At 47.6% G+C, this 21,868-nt stretch carries 15 protein-coding genes and 1 tRNA gene; 14 read left to right on the top strand and 2 right to left on the bottom strand.

Features of this window, described 5'->3' with window-relative positions:
* Window positions 1-5: 5 nt before the first annotated feature.
* Window positions 6-593 carry an ANTAR domain-containing response regulator gene (locus ACJJI7_RS02815; protein ID WP_353375721.1) on the bottom strand — a complete coding sequence of 196 codons (588 nt, stop codon included), beginning with the start codon at window positions 591-593 and terminating at the stop codon, window positions 6-8.
* Window positions 594-1,374: 781 nt separating this feature from the next.
* Between ACJJI7_RS02815 and ACJJI7_RS02810 the strand changes: the two genes are divergently transcribed.
* The 5 genes from ACJJI7_RS02810 (at window position 1,375) to ACJJI7_RS02790 (ending at window position 9,776) form a co-directional block, all read left to right on the top strand.
* Window positions 1,375-2,925, top strand: a complete 1,551-nt coding sequence (locus ACJJI7_RS02810) for a Re/Si-specific NAD(P)(+) transhydrogenase subunit alpha (RefSeq protein ID WP_444901007.1) — start codon at window positions 1,375-1,377, stop codon at window positions 2,923-2,925.
* A gap of 15 nt (window positions 2,926-2,940) precedes the next feature.
* On the top strand, window positions 2,941-4,332 hold the full coding sequence (gene pntB, locus ACJJI7_RS02805) for a Re/Si-specific NAD(P)(+) transhydrogenase subunit beta (protein WP_444901008.1): 1,392 nt from the start codon (window positions 2,941-2,943) through the stop codon (window positions 4,330-4,332).
* 213 nt (window positions 4,333-4,545) lie between these two features.
* Window positions 4,546-6,147 (top strand): S41 family peptidase, encoded by a 1,602-nt coding sequence (locus tag ACJJI7_RS02800; RefSeq protein WP_353375723.1) that lies wholly within the window; start codon window positions 4,546-4,548, stop codon window positions 6,145-6,147.
* Window positions 6,148-6,149: 2 nt separating this feature from the next.
* On the top strand, window positions 6,150-6,527 hold the full coding sequence (locus tag ACJJI7_RS02795; RefSeq protein WP_444901009.1) for a hypothetical protein: 378 nt from the start codon (window positions 6,150-6,152) through the stop codon (window positions 6,525-6,527).
* Between the two features lie 384 nt (window positions 6,528-6,911).
* Complete coding sequence (locus ACJJI7_RS02790) at window positions 6,912-9,776, top strand: hypothetical protein (protein ID WP_444901010.1); 2,865 nt, start codon at window positions 6,912-6,914, stop codon at window positions 9,774-9,776.
* Between the two features lie 113 nt (window positions 9,777-9,889).
* Here ACJJI7_RS02790 and yhbY read toward each other — a convergent pair whose 3' ends face one another.
* Window positions 9,890-10,192 carry a ribosome assembly RNA-binding protein YhbY gene (gene yhbY / locus ACJJI7_RS02785; protein WP_020412374.1) on the bottom strand — a complete coding sequence of 101 codons (303 nt, stop codon included), beginning with the start codon at window positions 10,190-10,192 and terminating at the stop codon, window positions 9,890-9,892.
* Between the two features lie 139 nt (window positions 10,193-10,331).
* On the opposite strand from yhbY, the gene rlmE reads away from it, so the two are divergent.
* The 9 genes from rlmE to casA all read left to right on the top strand — a co-directional run bounded on the left by rlmE (window position 10,332) and on the right by casA (window position 21,806).
* Window positions 10,332-10,955, top strand: coding sequence for a 23S rRNA (uridine(2552)-2'-O)-methyltransferase RlmE (rlmE, locus tag ACJJI7_RS02780; protein WP_020412375.1), 624 nt, complete (start codon window positions 10,332-10,334; stop codon window positions 10,953-10,955).
* A 175-nt stretch (window positions 10,956-11,130) separates the two neighbouring features.
* Window positions 11,131-13,056, top strand: a complete 1,926-nt coding sequence (ftsH, locus tag ACJJI7_RS02775; protein ID WP_020412376.1) for an ATP-dependent zinc metalloprotease FtsH — start codon at window positions 11,131-11,133, stop codon at window positions 13,054-13,056.
* Between the two features lie 99 nt (window positions 13,057-13,155).
* Complete coding sequence (gene folP, locus ACJJI7_RS02770; protein ID WP_020412377.1) at window positions 13,156-14,001, top strand: dihydropteroate synthase; 846 nt, start codon at window positions 13,156-13,158, stop codon at window positions 13,999-14,001.
* A 94-nt stretch (window positions 14,002-14,095) separates the two neighbouring features.
* On the top strand, window positions 14,096-15,448 hold the full coding sequence (glmM, locus tag ACJJI7_RS02765; RefSeq protein WP_020412378.1) for a phosphoglucosamine mutase: 1,353 nt from the start codon (window positions 14,096-14,098) through the stop codon (window positions 15,446-15,448).
* 119 nt (window positions 15,449-15,567) lie between these two features.
* Window positions 15,568-16,302, top strand: coding sequence for a triose-phosphate isomerase (gene tpiA, locus ACJJI7_RS02760; protein ID WP_020412379.1), 735 nt, complete (start codon window positions 15,568-15,570; stop codon window positions 16,300-16,302).
* A 68-nt stretch (window positions 16,303-16,370) separates the two neighbouring features.
* Window positions 16,371-16,802, top strand: coding sequence for a preprotein translocase subunit SecG (secG, locus tag ACJJI7_RS02755; protein ID WP_020412380.1), 432 nt, complete (start codon window positions 16,371-16,373; stop codon window positions 16,800-16,802).
* A 7-nt stretch (window positions 16,803-16,809) separates the two neighbouring features.
* A tRNA-Leu gene (locus tag ACJJI7_RS02750) sits at window positions 16,810-16,895 on the top strand.
* A gap of 1,234 nt (window positions 16,896-18,129) precedes the next feature.
* Window positions 18,130-18,675 carry a hypothetical protein gene (locus ACJJI7_RS02745; protein ID WP_282952508.1) on the top strand — a complete coding sequence of 182 codons (546 nt, stop codon included), beginning with the start codon at window positions 18,130-18,132 and terminating at the stop codon, window positions 18,673-18,675.
* Window positions 18,676-19,655: 980 nt separating this feature from the next.
* A complete protein-coding gene (gene casA / locus ACJJI7_RS02740) occupies window positions 19,656-21,806 on the top strand; it encodes a type I-E CRISPR-associated protein Cse1/CasA (RefSeq protein WP_282952509.1) in 2,151 nt (716 codons plus the stop codon).
* The last annotated feature ends 62 nt before the right edge of the window (window positions 21,807-21,868 follow it).

Genomic DNA, 21,868 nt, shown 5'->3' with positions numbered 1-21,868 from the left:
GTAAGTTAATGCTCGCTCTGGAAATAGTGGATAATTTGTTCGGCAACTGCACGCATGGTGGAGTTACTGCTCATAGCAAGATTGCGCAGCGTTTTATGTGCGTCTTCCTCGCTGAGTTTTTTCTTGGCCATCAATAATCCCTTGGCCCGCTCAATGGTTTTTCTCTCTGTTAGCTGTTGTTGGGTTCGCTCCAGGGATTGGCGCAGTTGCTGGAAGTTTCTAAATTGCGCCATGGCTATTTCTATGGCTGGTGTTACCTTCTCTGCCGTAATGCCCTCGGCCATATAAGCGCTCACTCCGGACTCGACGGCACGACTGATGAACTCGGCATTGCCACTACTGGAGAACATGGCTACGGGGGTCGGCGCTTCACGATTGACAATTGCCAGGCTTTCAAGAATGTCCCTGTCTGGGGATTCAATATCGATCAGCACTACATCGGGGCGATATTTCTCTACCTGGAAAAGTAATCCCTCAGCACTATTAATCTGGGCAACAACAGTGTACCCGGCTGCGCGTAATCGCTCACAAACAAGGTGAGCACGCTCGGAATGGTCATCGACCAGCATGATGGCGGGGCTTGCGTTAGTCACTGTATTACTGCGGCACTCGTTAAATGATTTCTATACACTTATCCAAGTGTCAATCAATAGTTATGCCAAGCGTGCAAGGAGGGATAAACAAAATATCTTCTTCTATTTCCATGAAGTTAGAGTGGCTGTTACTGCTATTTCCTGGTGCGATATTCTGCGTATATTGCATTTCTTGCACAAGTGGGGGGCTTTATTCGAAATAGCCTGCATAAAACCGTGATTAGTTTCGATGGCTGAAAGTTATATTCTAAAATTTTCTTATTATTGGTTTTCTGTAACCTCCATGCATATTTACAAGGATATCCGTCCCAGTATTAGATGGCATACAGATAAAAATCGGCTAATTCTTATAGTTTTGAATTGTAAATTTTTCTATTTTAAATAGTCGCTAAAGTCTAATTTGTCTTAAGGACGGTCATTGCAAAAGCCATCTTAGGGCTTCATAGCCAGGATCTGAATAAGGGAAGGAAATTTTGATGTGCATATGGGTTATTTTTTATCCACACAAAACTAAGTAGATTGTCCCAAGGGGAGCCTGGGAGTTGCCGTTGATTAAATACAGTTTCAGTTGAGACGGTTTATTGTTTAGTGGTTATCTCTTTCACAAGGCCATTCCAATTAATAGTCTTATAAATTTCGCCAATTACCGCTATCAGACTATTCCTCTTTTCATCCCTTGTTGCGAGGTTTACACTCGAGTTGTTTATAAATTGGGCAGTCCAATACTTTTTGAGGTAGATGTAGCTGTAAGTTCATAATACTAACTAAGAGGGGCACGGCGGTGATAATAGCCATACCTAGAGAGACCGCAGAGGGGGAAACTCGTGTTGCGGCAACTCCTGATAGCGTAAAGCGTTTGCGCGATATGGGATTTTCTATAGCGGTGGAGAAGGGGTCCGGCGAAAAGGCCAGCTTTACTGATGAAGCTTATGCTGAAGCCGGTGCAGAAATTCGCGAGGATATGCAACAGTGTCTGGCAGGTGCCGGAGTAGTTTTAAAGGTACAAGCACCTAGTGATGCTGAGCTGGCTCTTATTCCCGAGGGGGCTACATTGATTGCCTTTCTGAAGCCAGCGCAAAATGCTGAGCTTCTGCAGAAACTTTCTGAACGAAATATTAACGCCCTGGCCATTGAATCAGTCCCAAGAATCTCCCGCGCACAAAAGATGGATGCTCTTAGCTCCATGGCCAATATTGCCGGTTATCGAGCGGTCATCGAAGCCGCACATAACTTCGGACGCTTCTTTACCGGGCAGATTACCGCTGCGGGAAAAATCCCCCCTGCAAAAGTACTCGTTATTGGAGCCGGAGTTGCTGGTCTCTCTGCTATTGGAACAGCAAAAAGTATGGGAGCGATAGTGCGTGCTTTCGATACCCGTGCAGAAGTGCGTGAGCAGGTTGAGTCTATGGGAGCGGAGTTCCTGACTGTTGAAATAGAGGAGGAAGGTTCTGGCTCTGGCGGATATGCCAAGGAAATGTCCAAGGAGTTTATCGAGGCTGAAATGGCTCTATTTCGGGAGCAGGCCAAGGATGTGGACATTGTTATTACCACTGCTTTGATACCTGGTAAGCCAGCGCCGAAACTATGGCTTGCCGATATGGTTGACAGTATGTCGAAAGGATCGGTGGTAGTGGATTTGGCAGCGGAAATGGGTGGAAATTGTGATTATACAGTGCCGCATGAAAAGATTGAGAGGAGTGGTGTCACTATTATTGGGTATACCAATTTGCCTAGTCGTGCCGCAGCTCAGTCCTCCAGATTGTATTCAACCAACCTTGCTCACCTGATTGGAGAATTGACTCCAGAGAAAGACGGGACCATAAACCTAAATTTTGATGATGAAGTTATCCGTGGTGCAACAGTGGTTAAGTCTGGAGAAATTACCTGGCCACCTCCTGCACCTAAAATTTCTGCACAGCCAAAAGCAGCCAGTAAAGCTGCTGAACAAGTGAAGGTGATTACTGAGGAGAAGGCTGAAAAACGAAGGTCGCCTCTGTCTATCTTTATTTTTTGGGCCGTTGCCGCTGTTTTACTCCTTTGGTTGGGGCGGGTTGCTCCACCTGATTTTGTTTCCCACTTTACTGTTTTTGTACTGGCAGTTTTTGTCGGTTGGCAAGTAATCTGGAATGTCACTCATGCATTACATACGCCTCTGATGAGTGTGACCAATGCAATTTCTGGAATCGTAATTGTCGGGGCGCTGGTACAGCTCGGAGTTACTGGTTCTGGTTTGGTAACTTTGCTCGCATTTATTGGTGTACTGGTTGCCAGTATTAATATATTCGGTGGATTCTTTGTGACCTACCGTATGCTGAAAATGTTTCGCCGGTAAGGGAGGGAGAGTGTAATGAACGGTATGATTGCAATGGCTTATCTCTTCTCTGCGGTGATGTTTATTTTAAGTCTCGGAGGCTTGTCAAGCCATGAGACAGCTCGTCGCGGAAATATTTATGGCATGGTGGGCATGGCAGTTGCCATAATTGCCACAATCTCAGGCGTGGCTACCGGAGCTTATTGGATGGTGGCTATCGCAATGGTTGTAGGTGCTGTGATAGGGCTCTTCTTGGCCAGGCGTGTCGCCATGACTCAAATGCCGCAAATGGTGGCATTGCTGCATAGCTTTGTTGGCCTCGCTGCAGTGTTGATTGGTTGGGGGGGCTTCCTTGATCCTCGAATTACTCTGCACGGTGCTGCTCATGTTGTACACAGCACTGAAATTTATCTCGGTGTTTTTATCGGTGCGATAACTCTCACTGGTTCTTTGGTTGCCTTCTGTAAGTTGCAGGGATTAGTTTCCGGCAAGCCATTAATGCTGCCAGCTCGTCACTGGTTGAACTTAATTGCAATCCTGGCCTGTATTGTATTGGGGGTTTTATTTGTACCTGCAGATGTACATGCGGGGACGGTTATAAATCTCCTCCTGATGACTGCTATTGCGTTGCTATTGGGCATTCACCTTGTGGCGGCGATTGGCGGTGCCGACATGCCAGTGGTTATTTCCATGCTGAACAGCTACTCAGGGTGGGCCGCAGCTGCGACCGGGTTCATGTTGGGCAATGACCTGCTGATTGTAGTGGGGGCTCTGGTTGGCTCTTCCGGTGCGATACTCAGCTATATTATGTGTCGTGGTATGAACCGCTCCTTTATCAGTGTGATTCTCGGTGGATTTGGTTCAGATGGTGGTGAAGTTTCCGATGAGGAGGTTGATGGTGAGGTTATTGCGATTGACCAGCAAGAGCTTGCCGAGGAACTCAAGGCCGCTGATAATATTATCATCGTGCCTGGGTTCGGAATGGCTGTTGCCCATGCGCAACAAGCAGTCAGTGACTTGACCGATCGCCTGCGCGGCATGGGTAAAATGGTACGCTTTGGTATTCACCCTGTCGCGGGACGCCTGCCTGGCCATATGAATGTTCTTCTCGCTGAGGCCAATGTGCCCTATGACATAGTGCTGGAAATGGATGAGATCAATCCGGATTTCCCCAGTACTGATCTGGTACTGGTTATAGGTGCTAACGACACCGTAAACCCAGATGCGGTAGAAAAGCCGGGTTCTCCCATAGCCGGTATGCCGGTGCTAGAAGTATGGAAAGCTCACAGAGTTGTTGTACTAAAACGCTCTATGGCATCCGGGTATGCGGGGGTTGCCAATCCACTCTTTTATAAAGAAAACGCACGAATGCTTTTTGGGGATGCGAAAGACAGTCTTCAAGGCGTGCTAGGCAGGGTCAGTGACTAATCCTGATTCGTTGTTGGCCGGCTTTAGGAAAGCGTAAAAAATCCCTCCGGCTTGGAGGACTGGTGTCCAGGGACTACAGTACCTCCAAGCCTCTTTTCTCACGGAAAGCTATTTATTTTCAGTAATAATTAGGCTATCGCTCGGCTTACTGATTAATGATAACCTCCAGTCCTTTGCATATCTTCACGAAAAATAATAAGTGGGAGTCTGGGGATGGGGATCCATTTGCATAAATTGGCCTTGGTGGGAGCTATTGCCCTTGGAGCCTTTGGGCTTGCGGCTTGTGGAAGTGGGAGTAGTGACTCGGAAGGGGGGGCTACTGGCGTGGAGAACCCTACTCCTGTTGGTGGCTCCTGGGAAAAGGGTAATTTTCTGCCAGTCTCAACTTTCACCGACCGTTGTGTTTCACCGCGTAGTGGCACTGATCCTATAACCGGATCTGCTTATGCTGATGTATTGGGCACACGCCAGGATGAAAATAACTGGCTGCGTTCAATGAGTAATGAACTCTATCTTTGGTATGACGAAATCGAAGATAAGGATCCTGCGAGATTTGATAGCTCTCTGACTTATTTTGAGGAGTTGCGAACATTCGCTTTAACCCCCTCTGGCCGAGAAAAAGATCGTTTTCACTTCACTGAGCCGACGGATGAATGGCTATCTCAAAGCGAGTCCGGGATATATATTGGCTATGGTGTGCAATGGGCATTGATATCGAGCGAACCGCCACGCAAAGCGCTAGTTGCTTACCTTGATCAGGAAGATAGCAGCCTGCCGGATGCCATTACTCGCGGCGCTGAAGTTATTAGTGTTGACGGCGTTGACCTGGCTAATGGTAGCGATGTCGATACATTGAATGAAGGCATGTGGCCCGCTAAATCAGGTGAGTCTCACGAGTTTAAAATACTACCTTTGGGTGCCTCTGACCCTGTGACAGTTACTTTAGTATCGGCCGAGGTTGAGTCAGATCCCGTGCAGCATGTGAAGGTGGAAACCACTGACTCTGATCGTAAAGTGGGTTATATGCTGTTTAATGACCATATTGCCAAGGCAGAGGGAGAATTGATTGATGCGATTACTGAGCTTGAATCTGAAGGTATTGATGATCTGATTTTGGATCTTCGCTACAACGGTGGAGGCTACCTGGATATTGCGGCTGAATTAGCCTATATGATTGCTGGCGATAATAGTGTTGGGCAATCATTTGAACATATGCAGTTCAATGATCAACACCCAGAAATAAACCCGGTTACTGGGGCACCTCTTGATCCAACTCCATTTCATACTTCTGCTTTGGGACTTGCTGATGATTCCTTAAAAGGATATCCGCTCCCGACCCTGAATCTCCCGCGATTATTTGTTTTGACTAGTGGTAATACATGTTCAGCCAGTGAAGCCATTATTAATGGATTGCGGGGAGTGGATGTGGAAGTAATCCAGATCGGTGAGACCACCTGTGGTAAGCCTTACGGTTTTTATCCCCTAGATAATTGTGGCACTACTTATTTCACAATCCAGTTTTCTGGTGCCAATGCCAAGGGATTTGGTGAATATTCGGATGGATTTGTTCCTAATGGCCCATTTGGTACTGAAGCAGATTTACCAGGTTGTGAGGTGGACGACGATTTTGATCATTTATTGGGGGATGTGAATGAGGCGCGATTTGCTGCAGCGCTTAATTATATTGAGGGCGGTGACTGCGGTGATGTTGCGGTGAAAGCGTTCTCTGAATTTGGTACAAGCAATCGATTACTTGAATCAAATGTAAGTGTACCAAAAGAGATTTCTCGCAGTAACCGTATTATGGTGAGGTAAAAGTGAAAGCCTTGATTACAACAAAGTTACTATTAATCGCTCTAGTATGCTTAGGTTGTGGAGTTCAGCGGGTATCTGAAAGCCTTCAACCCGCTCTGATTGATGAGATGAGTCCACAAGCGCACAGTGAACTACAGCGAGTTGTTTCTCAGGCTATGGGAGGTATACAGGTAACTGTTGGAGTTGAGGCGCTTACTTATGAAAGCTTGCTGGTTGTTGAGCCTGGCCGTAAGCAAATGAGAAGTATTGGTCGTGAGTATAGCCGGCCAACTAAATTTCAGCTTGTTTCTGATGGAGATAGTTGCTTGCTGGAGCGTCTTACTGATGGAAAGCTATGGGAATTACAAGTTTCTTGTAAGTTAAAAAGTAATATTCAATAGCTGTAAATGAAGAAGGCAATGAGGTATAGCCTTCTCATTTTTCTATACTGTGCACCCAGTAATCAATAGTGCTTTTCTACTCCTCTGAAAATATATTTTCTTTTCCGTTTTCCTTTCTTTCGCTATTTTTATAAGAAAGCAACTGGTTTGAATTCTTGGGGCGCTTAACAATTTGCCTCTTATTTTCTGCCCTACAGTTATTGAAATTCTAGGATTTTTCTTTCAAATTGGTATAAATCTATTAATTTGATTTTATTTTGTGCAAGCTAAATGGTATTTTTATATTTTGGATTGAGATATATTGGCGCCAAACTTCAATCTGGATGTTCACCTGTTGGGAATTGCTAGGTGAAATAAGGCTTAAATAATCGGGGGCTGGAAGCCATGCGCCGTCGCGATCTGAATCGTTTTGTACCATTCTCTGTATCTTGTTCCTTTTCTTTACTTTTCACTGCGTCAGTCTTCAGTAGTTGGTCTTATGCCGATAGTTTTGACTCTGATATGGATGGCATGCCTGATTACTGGGAGAGCGCTTATGGGTTGAATATTTACTCAGCAGATGATGCCCTTACTAGTTTGGATATGGATACGCTCTCCAATTTGGCTGAGTTCCAACTTAGGACCAACCCAAGAAAAGAAGACACCGATTTTGATGGTGTGCCAGATGGTTTGGATTTATGGCCACTAGACCCAAATAAGAACTGGGATCATGACGGTGACGGCATCCCCGCCTCCTGGGAAGTCAGCCGTGGTTTGAATGATGACGATGCTCAAGATGCAACTCAGGATAATGATTTTGATGGCCTCACCAATTTGCAGGAATACCAAGCAGGCACCCGAATAGATCTTAGTGACAGTGACTTTGACGGTATTAAAGATGGCGAAGATATCGCACCGCTAAATGCCGCTTATCGTTTTGATCATGACGGTGATGGCCTGCCGGAATTGTGGGAACAGGAGCATCACTTTAATGATGGCGATGCCGGTGATGCAGCGGAAGATACCGACAGTGACGGCCTGACGAATTTACAAGAGTACCAATCTGGCACCGACCCGCGTGATCCAGACAGCGATCATGATGGTGTTGCAGATGGCCAGGACTTATTGCCAACCGATGCTCGCTACAGTCGTGAGGAAGACGGCGATGGCATGGCGGACGAATGGGAACAGGAACATGGCCTCCGTAGCGATGATCCCACTGATGCTATTTTTGATGAAGATTACGATGGTCTCAGCAACCTGCAGGAATACCAGCTGGGCACTAACCCGCAAGAGCGTGATAGCGATGGTGACTGGGTAGAGGATGGCGAAGATCGCTTCCCAACCAACTCGCAGTATCGCCATGATTTTGATGGAGATGGCCTTCCTACATTTTGGGAGAACCAATACGGCCTGGATGCCAGTCGCCCAGAGGATCGTGGTGAAGACCCCGATGGCGATGGCCTGACGAATGCCCTGGAATTTGAGCTGGGTACAAACCCCATTAATCCTGACACTGATGGGGACAGCGCCCGTGATAGTGAAGACTGGTGGCCACTAGACCCAAATAAGAACTGGGATCATGACGGTGACGGCATCCCCGCCTCCTGGGAAGTCAGCCGTGGTTTGAATGATGACGATGCTCAAGATGCAACTCAGGATAATGATTTTGATGGTCTCACCAATTTGCAGGAATACCAAGCAGGCACCCGAATAGATCTTAGTGACAGTGACTTTGATGGTATTAAAGATGGCGAAGATATCGCACCGCTAAATGCCGCTTATCGTTTTGATCATGACGGCGATGGCCTGCCGGAATTGTGGGAACAGGAGCATCACTTTAATGATGGCGATGCCGGTGATGCAGCGGAAGATACCGACAGTGACGGCCTGACGAATTTACAAGAGTACCAAGCCGGCACCGACCCGCGTGATCCAGACAGCGATCATGATGGTGTTGCAGATGGCCAGGACTTATTGCCAACCGATGCCCGCTACAGTCGTGATGAAGACGGCGATGGCATGGCGGACGAATGGGAACAGGAACATGGCCTCCGTAGCGATGATCCCACTGATGCTATTTTTGATGAAGATTACGATGGTCTCAGCAACCTGCAGGAATACCAGCTGGGCACTAACCCGCAAGAGCGTGATAGCGATGGTGACTGGGTAGAGGATGGCGAAGATCGCTTCCCAACCAACTCGCAGTATCGCCATGATTTTGATGGAGATGGCCTTCCTACATTTTGGGAGAACCAATACGGCCTGGATGCCAGTCGCCCAGAGGATCGTGGTGAAGACCCCGATGGCGATGGCCTGACGAATGCCCTGGAATTTGAGCTGGGTACAAACCCCATTAATCCTGACACTGATGGGGACAGCGCCCGTGATAGTGAAGACTGGTGGCCACTAGACCCAAATAAGAACTGGGATCATGACGGTGACGGCATCCCCGCCTCCTGGGAAGTCAGCCGTGGTTTGAATGATGACGATGCTCAAGATGCAACTCAGGATAATGATTTTGATGGTCTCACCAATTTGCAGGAATACCAAGCAGGCACCCGAATAGATCTTAGTGACAGTGACTTTGATGGTATTAAAGATGGCGAAGATATCGCACCGCTAAATGCCGCTTATCGTTTTGATCATGACGGCGATGGCCTGCCGGAATTGTGGGAACAGGAGCATCACTTTAATGATGGTGATGCCGGTGATGCAGTGGAAGATACCGACAGTGACGGCCTGACGAATTTACAAGAGTACCAAGCCGGCACCGACCCGCGTGATCCAGACAGCGATCATGATGGTGTTGCAGATGGCCAGGACTTATTGCCAACCGATGCCCGCTACAGTCGTGATGAAGACGGCGATGGCATGGCGGACGAATGGGAACAGGAACATGGCCTCCGTAGTGATGATCCCACTGATGCTATTTTTGATGAAGATTACGATGGTCTCAGCAACCTGCAGGAATACCAGCTGGGCACTAACCCGCAAGAGCGTGATAGCGATGGTGACTGGGTAGAGGATGGCGAAGATCGCTTCCCAACCAACTCGCAGTATCGCCATGATTTTGATGGAGATGGCCTTCCTACATTTTGGGAGAACCAATACGGCCTGGATGCCAGTCGCCCAGAGGATCGTGGTGAAGACCCCGATGGCGATGGCCTGACGAATGCCCTGGAATTTGAGCTGGGTACAAACCCCATTAATCCTGACACTGATGGGGATAATATCCCTGATAATACAGATCCTTCACCGGCAGAGTAGGATATTAGTTGAGTTCTGGAGCCTGGAAGGGAAAGGCAATAATTTCGCTGGTTTAGCAGGGTATTGATAGCTTCGAGGTGATTTTTTGGAGCGGCATTTGCCGCTCCAAAAAATTAACGCAATAAGTTGGATTTCTTAACATCCGGCTTCTGCGCCGCACGGTAAATCAATGCAATCTTGCCAATCTCTTGCACCAGTTCCGAGGAGGATTTCGCACAGAGGTCGCCCACGATCTGGTGGCGAACTTCACGGTCGGCAATCATTAATTTGACCTTGATCAGCTCGTGATCTTCAAGCGCACGCTCCAGTTCTTCCATCACGCCATCGCTGAGCCCATTGCCGGCTACAGTCACCACGGGTTTCAGGTTGTGACCGAGAGAGCGAAGAGCTTTTTTGCGGTCGGCGGTTAAAGGCATACAATACTCCATTACCACTTTGTGGATATCGATGTGGAAGCAGCCACAGACCTCGATTGTCACCAGCAGACGTTTGGGACATGCGCGGTCTGTGGCCGCTCTTATAATTAAGCTGTAGTGATTGTAGGCATTGTACCTGATGGGCCGATCTAAGAGCAGCCACCGTTGGTTGCGTGAACATTTTAATGACCAGTACGTCAAGCAGTCCCAAAAAGAGGGCTACCGCTCCCGTGCCAGCTACAAGCTGCAGGAGCTGCACAATAAGGACCGCTTGTTCAAACCGGGCATGACGGTTGTCGACCTGGGAGCGGCGCCGGGTGGCTGGTCCCAGGTCGCAATGGAGCTGGTGGGGCACAAAGGCCGGGTTTTGGCGTCTGACATATTGCCTATGGACCCTCTGGCGGGAGTGGACTTTGTACAAGGCGACTTTACCGAGGAGTCAGTGCTCAATGAGCTGCTGCAACACTTAGGTGATGATCTGGCAGACCTTGTGATTTCCGATATGGCCCCCAATATGAGTGGGATACGCGACGTGGATCAGCCCGCCTCCATGTATTTGGTGGAATTGGCTGTGGATATGGCTCGCCAGGTTCTGAAACCCGGCGGGGCCTTCGTTGCCAAGGTGTTCCAGGGCGAGGGTTTTGACGAGCTGATTCGCGATCTACGCGGCAGCTACAACAGTGTTGTGACCCGTAAGCCCGGTGCTTCCAGGCCCCGCTCCCGCGAAGTCTACTTGGTAGCGCGTGGTTTTAAGGGCGGTTGAGGCGAGCGGTGTATTTCTGGTCTGGGCGCCCGATATGGTATAAGCGATACCAAGATCGGGGGCAGGGCTGTTGACCCCCGCACCTATACTGGTTTGAATCAGTGTCGATGTGACCGGCGTTGCCGGATGAACGGATTTTGAGTGCGAAAGCGAGAGGGCTATCCCTTTGAATGATATGGCAAAGAACCTTGTACTGTGGTTGATCATCGCGGCGGTGCTGCTGATGGTATTTCAGAACTTTAAACCGCAGTCACGGGATGAGGCTCTCAGCTATTCCGACTTTGTTCAGGATGTGCAGTCGGGCCAGATAAAAAGTGTGGTTGTAGATGGCCTGGTGATCACCGGGGAGAAGGCGGATGGCAACCGCTTTAAGACTATCCAGCCACAAATCATTGATGATGAACTCACTAATGAGCTAGTGCGCAGCAATGTGCAGTTCGTCGGTCGTGAGCCGGAGTCCCCCAGCATCTGGCAGCAGCTGTTGGTTGCCAGTTTCCCGATTCTAATCATCATCGCTGTATTTATGTTCTTTATGCGCCAGATGCAGGGCGGTGCCGGTGGGCGCTCTGGCCCAATGGCCTTTGGCAAGAGCAAGGCGCGTTTGTTGGGCGAAGATCAAATCAAAACCACCTTTGCCGACGTTGCGGGTGTGGATGAAGCAAAAGAGGAAGTGCAGGAGTTAGTTGAGTTCCTGCGTGACCCGACCAAGTTCCAGCGCTTGGGCGGCAACATTCCACGTGGGGTCTTGATGTGCGGTCCTCCTGGTACTGGTAAGACTCTGCTGGCTAAGGCTATTGCCGGTGAGGCCAAAGTACCATTTTTCTCTATTTCAGGTTCCGACTTTGTAGAGATGTTTGTCGGTGTGGGTGCTTCCCGCGTACGCGATATGTTTGAACAGGCCAAGAAGCAGGCCCCCTGTATCATCTTTATCGATGAGATTGATGCTGTTGGTCGCCACCGTGGTGCCGGTGTGGGCGGTGGCCACGATGAGCGCGAGCAGACACTGAACCAGTTGCTAGTGGAGATGGATGGTTTTGAGGGTAGTGAAGGGGTGATTGTTATTGCCGCAACTAACCGCCCTGATGTGCTTGACCATGCCCTTTTGCGCCCCGGCCGTTTTGATCGTCAAGTATTTGTGGGTCTGCCTGATATCCGTGGACGTGAGCAGATCCTTAAAGTGCACATGCGCAAGGTGCCTCTGGATGACAAGGTCAATGCCCAGACTATTGCTCGTGGGACTCCCGGCTTTTCCGGTGCTGATTTGGCCAACCTGGTAAATGAGGCAGCCTTGTTTGCTGCTCGTGCAAACAAGCGCACTGTGACTATGGAAGAGTTCGAACGTGCCCGTGACAAGATCATGATGGGTGCCGAGCGTAAGTCCATGGTTATGAATGAAAAGGAAAAAGTGAATACTGCTTACCATGAAGCTGGTCACGCTATTATTGGCCGCCTGGTGCCGGAGCATGACCCTGTACATAAGGTAACCATTATTCCTCGTGGCCGCGCGCTTGGAGTCACCCAGTTCCTACCAGAAGAAGATAAGTACAGCCTTTCCAAGCGTGCGATTGAATCGCAGTTGTGCTCTCTGTTTGGTGGGCGTATCGCTGAGGAAATGACTTTGGGTATCGATGGCGTAACGACTGGGGCCTCCAACGATATCGAGCGAGCCACTGATTTGGCGCGCAATATGGTGACCAAGTGGGGGCTTTCCGAGAAACTGGGTCCGCTGCACTACGGTGAGGATGACAGTGGACAGCCAGGGCAGGGCAACCCTGTTTCCGGTAAGACCTCCAATGAAATTGATGAGGAAGTACGCCGTATTATTGATAGCTGCTACGAACGAGCGAGTAAACTGCTCGAGGAAAACAGGGATATTCTTGAAGCGATGAAAGATGCGTTGATGGAATATGAAACCCTGGATGCAGAGCAAGTTGATGATTTGATGGCTCGCCGTAAGGTACGCCAGCCGCGGGACTGGCAGGACAATAATTTTGGTTCTGGCGGTAACAGCTCTACCGGCGAAGCGGATACTGAGACTCATGAAGCTTCTACCGAAGCCGATAAAAGTAATACCGTGGGCGGCCCGCTGAACGAGCATTGAGCTCCAAACAGAATTACAAGGACATAACTAACGGAATGCCCGATCGGAGATAAGGCGTATGCCTATTCCGCTCTGGCATTCCGTTTTTTTATCTTTGACATGAAAATTATTTGTGGAAAACATGCGCTGGACTTATCCCAGCCTGTTGTTATGGGGGTCCTGAATACAACACCGGACTCTTTCTCTGACGGCGGCAGCTACTATGCTGGCGGAAGCCTGGACCTGTCTCTGGTTCTGTGTCGAGCTGAACAGATGCTGATGGCAGGAGCTGCCATCCTGGATGTGGGTGGTGAGTCCACCCGCCCAGGAGCAAGCCCGGTTTCGGAACAAGAGGAGTTAGATCGGGTTATTCCAGTTGTTGAGGCTATTAGCTCGAACTTTGAAATTGTAATTTCTGTCGATAGCAGTACTCCTGCGGTGATGCAGGCCGCTGCCGAAGTTGGGGCAGGCTTAATTAATGATGTTCGTGCTTTGGAGCGGCCTGGGGCCTTAGAAGCTGCGGCGCAAACTGGATTACCAATTTGCCTGATGCATATGCAGGGACAGCCAGGTAGCATGCAGGCGGCGCCTTCCTATGGAAATGTAGTGGAGGAAGTTGCCGCTTATCTGGAGCAGAGAATCGCGATATGTGAAAGCCGGGGAATAGTACGCGAGCGGCTTATCATTGATCCGGGTTTCGGCTTTGGAAAAACTGATGCGCATAACCTAGCACTATTACGTGGTTTATCTCAGCTGGCCCCCTCCAATATTCCTATCCTTGCCGGGTTATCTCGCAAGTCAATGATCGGGCGGCTGCTAAAACGTGAAGTGGATGAAAGGCTGCCTGGAAGTCTGGCTCTCGCCATGATGGCTGCGCAGCGAGGAGCTAAGATCCTGCGGGTCCATGACGTCGCAGAGACCGTGGATGTGTTGCGCTTACAACAAATGGTTGACCGCGAAGGCTAACCCGTTCCACTGACAAAGTTAAACCGAGCCGCTGGGAAATTTCTGTATTTTCCGCAAAATAAAAAAGCGGTATTTGACGTTACTGAGAAGAGTTATGGAAAGAAAATTTTTTGGCACTGATGGTATCCGTGGGCGAGTGGGTGAAGGCGCGATTACCCCGGATTTTATGCTGCGATTGGGATATGCTGCCGGTAAGGTGCTGGGAAAAATGGCTGGCGAGAAGCGTCCGGGCAGACCCTGTATTTTGATTGGCAAGGATACACGGGTTTCCGGTTATATGTTTGAGGCCGCACTGGAGGCTGGCTTGATAAATGCCGGCGTGGATGTGGGATTGCTTGGGCCAATGCCAACGCCTGCAATCGCCTACTTAACCCGGACTTTCCATGCGCGCGCAGGTATTGTGATCAGTGCCTCTCACAACCCTTACCATGATAACGGTATTAAGTTCTTTAGTGCTGAGGGTAGCAAGTTACCAGATCAGATAGAGATGGAAATTGAGGCGGCGCTGAGCCTGCCTATGGAGACCGCAAAGGATCTCGGCAAGGCCCACCGAATTGATGATGCTGCTGCTCGCTATATCGAGTTCAGCAAGGCATCTACTCCCTGGAACTTCTCCCTCGATGGGCTCAAGATCGTATTGGATTGCGCCAATGGAGCGACATACCATATTGCCCCGAAAGTATTCCGTGAGCTTGGAGCCGAGGTCACAGCCTTGGGTGTCAGTCCTGATGGAATGAATATCAACCTTGAGTGCGGCTCGACCCAACCCCAGCAGCTCCAGAAGGCAGTGCTGGAACAGGGAGCGGATTTGGGAATTGCATTCGATGGCGATGGTGACCGAGTACTATTTGTGGATCGTAACGGTGAACTCGTCGATGGCGACCAGTTGCTTTTTATTATCGGCTTGCACCAGCAAGAGTTCCTTGGTGGGTGTAAAGGGGTGGTCGGCACCCTAATGAGTAACTATGGGTTCGAGCTGGCCTTGCGAGAGCGCAATATCCCATTTGAGCGGGCAAAAGTCGGGGATCGTTATGTCCTGGAGAAAATGTCTGCAAATGGTTGGATGCTGGGTGGTGAATCTTCGGGCCATATTATCTGTGCTGATGCCTCCACCACCGGTGATGGTATTGTTGCTGCACTTCAGGTACTTCGTGCTTTGCGTGAATTTAATGAGCCCTTGCATCAGCTCAAATCGCGTATGAGAATGCTACCCCAGCACATGATTAATGTGCGACTGGGGCATAGAGATGGTGTAATTGAGCACCGGGACGTGAGAGCGGCCGTTAGCGATGCAGAGGGCCAGCTTGCCGATAGTGGACGTGTACTCTTGCGCCCATCAGGCACTGAGCCACTGATTCGGGTAATGGTAGAAGGACGCGACAGTGCACTGGTTGAACAATTGGCAAAACAGATTTCCTCCGTGGTTGAGCGGATAGGGAATAGCTGATTCCGAATTGAAGAAAGCTTGGTAAGCTGGACTGAGCCGGGTATACGGTAAAGTCGTATATTTTTGGTTGTATGTTGGCGGCAATGTCGCTAAGATTTGCGCCCCTTGAAGGAGCACACATGCGAACACCGCTGGTAGCAGCTAACTGGAAAATGAATGGCAGCCGAGAGTTTGCCGAGCATTTTTTTGCAGACCTCGATCTGGAGGGAGTGACTTCCGACGTTGTTGTATGTCCGCCATTCCCTTACCTCCCCTTGGTTGCTCAGGTAGCGAAGGATAAAGGCAGCATTTGGGTCGGCGGGCAGAATATGAGCCAGGAGCCCGTAGGGGCTTTTACTGGTGAAGTTTCTGCAAACATGTTGCTCGACTGGAATGCCCGATATGTAATTGTCGGTCATTCTGAGCGCCGTAGCCTCTACGCAGAAACCAATGAGCTGGTAGCGAAGAAATTTGTTGCTGCTCAGCGGGCTGGTCTTATTCCCATTTTGTGTGTGGGAGAAACCCTTGAAGAGAGGGAAGAGGGGCGTACTCTAGAGGTTGTTACTGCACAAATTGCGGCGATAAGTGATCTTATTGATACAAACGCCTGGAAAGACGCTGTTGTTGCTTATGAGCCAATTTGGGCCATAGGCACAGGAAAAACTGCGACTCCAGAGGAAGCACAGAGTGTGCATCAGTTTATCCGTGCTCAGCTCGGTAATATTGGTGCTGAAGTGCAGATTTTATATGGCGGTAGTGTAAAATCCGCTAATGCCGGCGCGCTGTTTGCGCAGGCTGATATTGACGGTGCCCTTGTTGGTGGAGCCTCGCTTGATGCGAAAGAGTTCGCTGCAATTTGCCACGCTGCAATCTAGATTACAGCGGGTGGGTTAGGGAATACTGAAAACGGGTTGGTTCAACCCCGGCAGAGAGTTTCCAGAAAATGGAAAAATTGGTATTAGTCGTACACGTTCTGACAGCGTTGAGCATTATCGGTTTGATTTTGCTGCAACAAGGTAAAGGCGCGGAAGCAGGTGCCTCTTTTGGTGCGGGTGCATCACAGACAGTTTTTGGTAGTCAGGGTAGCGGAAATTTCTTTTCTCGCTTGACAGCAATTTTTGCGACGGTATTCTTCGTCACCAGTTTGGGGCTGGCCTTTTTGGCTCGTCAGAACGCCGATGCTAATGTCGATGCAGACCTGCCGCAAATACCTGCTGTAATAGAGCAGGGCGCCCCTGCTACAGAGTTGCCCGAAATCGAAAGTGATATCCCGCAACTCGAAGCAGATTTGGAATCTGGTGATGTTCCCCAGGCTCCCACTGACAGTGACTCCACAGAGTCTGAAGCTGATCAGGAAAATGAGGAACAGCAGTAAATTTTAAGCCCAGGTGGTGGAATTGGTAGACACGCTATCTTGAGGGGGTAGTGAGCTATGCTCGTGCGGGTTCAAGTCCCGCCCTGGGCACCACATCAAGATCCGAAGAAGTTCGGAATCATCCAGAAAGCCCGGTAAATCCGGGCTTTTTGCTATCTGGAGGGTACAGCCCCCCGCTCTTGTTCGTTGTCATCCGGTGCTATATTTGGTGCTACCTGGTTCAATTTAGAAACTGGTAACACCACTATGGCTCTGAATGCCCAAACCAAGCAGGTCAAACCAAGCGACAAGGACCAGTGGCTAACAGATGGCCAGGGGTTGTGCTTGTGCTCAAATCTACTGGAGTAAAGTATTGGCCGCGTGGATGCCGATTCCAGGCAAAGCAATGAACGCTGGCTCCGGGATTGCCTATAGCAGAAGTAGTAAAAGTTGCGGGAATAAATTTGCTATTCGCAGGAGGCGTGCCTCTTTTGGTAGAAAGCACATTGAAAAACACCAGGTGAGATTTGAATAGACTGAAATTTTTCTGCCGCTGTGGAAGAGTGATGAAATTATCAAAAAGGGATTTAGGCAGAAGGGATCGCCGATCATGTGCGAGCCAGGTTAAGAAATAATACCTTCTTTCAAATTGGGCAAAGGCCTAACACCTACCTGCATTCCCAAGATGAAATTTCTGTTGTCCGTCATATTGAGGAGCGGGATGTAATGCATGTTGCTCTACGGGTTTTGCGGGATATTCGCTGAATTTGTTGCTATGCCGTTCAGTTTGGCAAACTTGCTCATAGTTCCACAATTGTCTTGGCGGAGCTAAATATAGCTGGGAAACTAGTTACTGTACTTTCACTTCAAGAATCCGTAAGTCAATAATTTAGTTTGACGGCAGGCTTTAGCGAACAGTATGTGGCTATCTAGCACCCAATGATAGATAGGTAAATTTTCCCTGCAAGAAGTGAGGCCGTTATTCATTATGTAGCTATGCCAGGGACTTGCAGGGTTCGCACTTGGGGCTTCTTACAAGTCAGCAGATAGAATCAAACTTTAATGTGCTCTTCGGAGTGAGAGCAACCCGAACTCTTCTGTTTAGCTAAGTAAAATTAGCTCCCCAGTCTGATTATTTCTAAATGGCACCGCGGTACATTCTATTAAGAGTAAAGTAGGGGTGAAGTTCAGCGTTTAATTGCCAGCGCCATAAATGATAATTGAACTGAAATCCTTTGATTTATAGTGCGTCAATGTAATTGAGCTGACTGAGTTCGATATTTACTTGTTAGTAAATAAAAGGGTATTTATACTGCCGCTGCGTATGTTAATTTTTTAAGGATAAAAAATGAAGTGTTTTAAAGTTATGTTATTGGTGTTGGCTTTTTTGCTCTCCAGCCCATTGTTTGCGGAAGTGGTTGCAATTGCTGGTGTTAAGCATAGTGTTACAGATTTTTCCCATAGTTCAGATACCCGGCGCATTGCAAATATTGAAATCTTCGGTGACAGTGGACAGGAAATTACCTTTGATATTACCGCAGTCGTATCAGGTCTAGGAGAAATTAAACCAGACGTCATTTGTCGCTCTTCATACGCCAGAGAAAATTGTTATACCATGGATCGTCCCAAGATCTATGATTTTGTTTATGACATCAGGATGACAGCTAGCTGTATTGCTGAGGATGGTAGCAAAATTGCAATAGGAGCTGATAGGGACAACAAGAATATCTACACCAACGTACCTATTTCAGATTTGCGTAAAGAGGTAATCTTAACTATCGATAATACCTTAATTACAGAAGGCAAGTGCGATAATTTAACAGTCGATATTCAGGGTGATATGGACGTGATCCAAGATGTAGATTTAGAAGTTTATATTTACGAGGTATTTTAGTTCGTAGATTGATAGTGCCGGTAGAAATACCGGCTATCCTATAGTCGGACTCTGTTTCAATGTAATATCCGTTACTGATTGTGGACTTATTATAAGACCCAAGTTAAACCCTTTGAGGATCTAAAATTACCTTGTATTGAGAAAAGGATGAGACCCCCTATCTTTGAGTAATTACTTAATATTTGGTATGGAGTTGTAGAGCTTGGGTTTTAGTTGTATCTCAAATTAGCTTGGCACTTAATAAGAACATGAGCTTAATAAAGCTGCTATTTTCAATGCGCTCGAGCGCCACTACTCCCTGATAGTTGCATAATGCAATTATATGAATAAATTTTATTTTTCTTAATTTTGTGGTGTTGCTTGCTGGGGGGCAATGTCTTAACCACATGTCTTAGATAGATCGTCTGTATATCGTAGTTTATAAAAGTTAAGAGCGTTTTCAAAAATCTCTTAAGGTTGCCACTTGGTCCTGTTTTAGAATTATTTATTTTTATTAAGCCTGTTTGTTGAAGCCATGATTAATGAGATTCTTTAAGATTTAAGGGGTGTTTACATTGGCCGTTGATAGAAGCTTAAAACTTTTAATATAAGCCTTATAAATCCAACCAGCCAAAATCCTCGATGAGCTAGTGAAAATAATAGCATCACTTTAAGGGGCGTGAGTTCAATATCCAATAACCATAATGACTTCGGTCTCTATAGGAGGGCAATATTAATGAACTGGACAGTTACTCTACTGCTAAATTAATGAAGAGCCCTGGTCAATAAACGAAAAAAATACCTATTAATTGAGATAGATCATTTTATTGGGAGAAGAATCAATTAAATTTAGAATGTCTATTAGTGAGAGCCGATAGGCCATCAAATATTTATAGCGAGACCTCCAAGTATCAAGGTGAATGTAATTTCTGGTCCTTATGAAAAGGATTGGTAATATTGCTGCAATAAAACTGGATAGTATTTGATCAGGGAGGATCAAAGTGAATCTTATTAGTGACTCATGGATACCGGTAATTCGTCAGGATGGAGCAAGAGTTAAAGTCACCCCTTGGCAGATTACGGATCGGGATAATGCGATCCTTGATATTGTGACAGTACGTGCAGATTTTCGCGGGGCTTTGTATCAGTTTCTGATTGGCCTGCTACAGACTACTTTTGCACCGAGAAATGTGAATTCTTGGGGGAGGCTATATCAGGAATCCCCTTCACCAGAGTCACTCAAAGCTGTTTTTTCATACTATGAAAATGTGTTTGAGTTAATGGCTTGGACCGAGCCAGCTTTTATGCAGGATCTGGGTTTGGTTACTGGTGAGTCCAAGCCGGTTGTCTCCTTATTGATTGAAGCGCCCGGTAATAAAACCTGTAAGGCAAATTTGGATCACTTTATTAAGTGTAACCAGGTTCAAGGTATGTGTCCTAGCTGTGTTGCCACTGCTCTTTTAACCTTGCAGATTAATGCCCCTTCAGGTGGGCTGGGGCATAGAACCAGCCTGCGTGGCGGGGGCCCTTTAACCACGCTGCTAATGTCGTCTTCAGATGAAAGTAGTCTCTGGCAAAAGCTCTGGCTGAATGTATTACCAATGGAGGAAATACCCACTAGGCCGAGTAATAAGGATACCAGTGTTTTTCCTTGGCTGGCTCCTACACGACTTTCCAATACCAACGGGATGCCTACTTACCCCGAAGATACACACCCTTTGCAAATGTACTGGTCCATGCCTCGAAGGATTCGCCTGGATCTGGCGACATTACATATTGGCTCATGCGACTTATGCGGCGAGCACTCTTCTTCTTTACTTAGTCATTTTATATCCAAGAACTATGGTGTCAATTACGATGGTGCTTGGCTTCATCCGTTAACACCCTATCGATTTAATCCAAAGAAAAAGAGCCCACCAATCAGTTTAAAGGGGCAGCGGGATGCAATCGGTTATCAACGCTGGCTTGGCCTGTTATGGCATGACGATACTCTAGGTGATCGTGCCAGTGCAACTGTGCATTATTTTAATAAGGAGTATGGTGAATTAATTAATGAACAGACTGGTGGTAATCATCTGAGTTTGTGGTGCTTTGGATATGACATGGACAACATGAAGGCCCGCTATTGGTCCGAATACCAAATGCCTGTAATTTTAGTAAAGCAGCACGAACAAGTGCATTTTGTTGAGCAAGTAAGTTTGCTAATAAAGATGGCAAGAGATGTGTTAAAGGCACTGCGCTTTTATATCAAATCTGTGTGGTTTCCTCAATATAAAGAAGCTAAAGGCAATCTTTTATTTATTGATCGAAATTTCTGGAGAATTACTGAGCCGGAATTTTACAAAATGCTGAGCATCCTCTCCACACACTCTCAAGAACTAAAATCTGTGTCACAAAATATGATAGCAAGCTGGTACAGGACTCTTAAAACTGTTGCAGAAGAAAGTTTTGATCGGTGGATACTTGACAATTTTGTAGAAGATTTAAATCAGAAAAGAGTTTTTGGAGCTAGGGAGGGTCTACAAGCCAAGTTAAGTCGTATGGCCAGAGTGAATTTACTGGATAGTGACGCTGAATTTGAGCAAGGAGAGAGCGTGATGGCGAGTTATCAATTTCTCAAAAGTGAAGATGTTTCGAAACTGCGTGCATGGCATACCTGGCTCAATACGTTAGAGGGACGCGCAGACCGTGCGCGGCTACGGCGTGCTGTAGAACCAATGGACGCTTTGGTTACTTCAGCATTCATTCGTTTTTTGAAGGCAATGCCCGACCGTTGGCAAAACAACGAAGATATTCGTCTGGAGGATGCTGCACTTGTAGCGACTTTGGCTGCTCACGTTAGCAGTGATACTCCTAGAGATGTGGCGAAAACAATTGCTCATTCTCTAGCTACTGTTGATGAAGGAAATGGACGGCCGGTGATGAGTGAGATGCGCTTTTCCCAACTGCAACGGAGTAGAGACACTCCTGAATTTTATCGACGTCTGGTCAGGGCTCTAAGATTACTTAGTGGAAAAGCAGATATCGCCAGTCTAGCTAATGATTTGTTGCATTGGCAGCATGAAAGGCGAGTGGCACCGGTGCGAAATGTAAGGGAGCGATTGGCTGTTCGTTGGGCAACGGACTATTACGCAAGGCTGTTAGATTATTAGTTAGTCTCAAGTTTAATATTTTATAGTCAGCGAGTTGATTTTCAAATTATGAACTTCCTTTA

The sequence above is a fragment of the Microbulbifer variabilis genome, assembly GCF_056232115.1.
This window is presented reverse-complemented; position numbering and strand designations above follow the sequence as displayed.

What these genes read in the sequence shown, in the direction of transcription:
- tpiA (WP_020412379.1), top strand. Translation starts at nt 15,568, where the DNA reads ATGCGAACACCGCTGGTAGCAGCTAACTGGAAAATGAATGGCAGCCGA.
- yhbY (WP_020412374.1), bottom strand. Translation starts at nt 10,192, where the DNA reads ATGCCTTTAACCGCCGACCGCAAAAAAGCTCTTCGCTCTCTCGGTCAC.
- glmM (WP_020412378.1), top strand. Translation starts at nt 14,096, where the DNA reads ATGGAAAGAAAATTTTTTGGCACTGATGGTATCCGTGGGCGAGTGGGT.
- secG (WP_020412380.1), top strand. Translation starts at nt 16,371, where the DNA reads ATGGAAAAATTGGTATTAGTCGTACACGTTCTGACAGCGTTGAGCATT.
- ftsH (WP_020412376.1), top strand. Translation starts at nt 11,131, where the DNA reads ATGGCAAAGAACCTTGTACTGTGGTTGATCATCGCGGCGGTGCTGCTG.
- pntB (WP_444901008.1), top strand. Translation starts at nt 2,941, where the DNA reads ATGAACGGTATGATTGCAATGGCTTATCTCTTCTCTGCGGTGATGTTT.
- rlmE (WP_020412375.1), top strand. Translation starts at nt 10,332, where the DNA reads ATGGGCCGATCTAAGAGCAGCCACCGTTGGTTGCGTGAACATTTTAAT.
- ACJJI7_RS02745 (WP_282952508.1), top strand. Translation starts at nt 18,130, where the DNA reads ATGAAGTGTTTTAAAGTTATGTTATTGGTGTTGGCTTTTTTGCTCTCC.
- folP (WP_020412377.1), top strand. Translation starts at nt 13,156, where the DNA reads ATGAAAATTATTTGTGGAAAACATGCGCTGGACTTATCCCAGCCTGTT.
- ACJJI7_RS02800 (WP_353375723.1), top strand. Translation starts at nt 4,546, where the DNA reads ATGGGGATCCATTTGCATAAATTGGCCTTGGTGGGAGCTATTGCCCTT.
- ACJJI7_RS02790 (WP_444901010.1), top strand. Translation starts at nt 6,912, where the DNA reads ATGCGCCGTCGCGATCTGAATCGTTTTGTACCATTCTCTGTATCTTGT.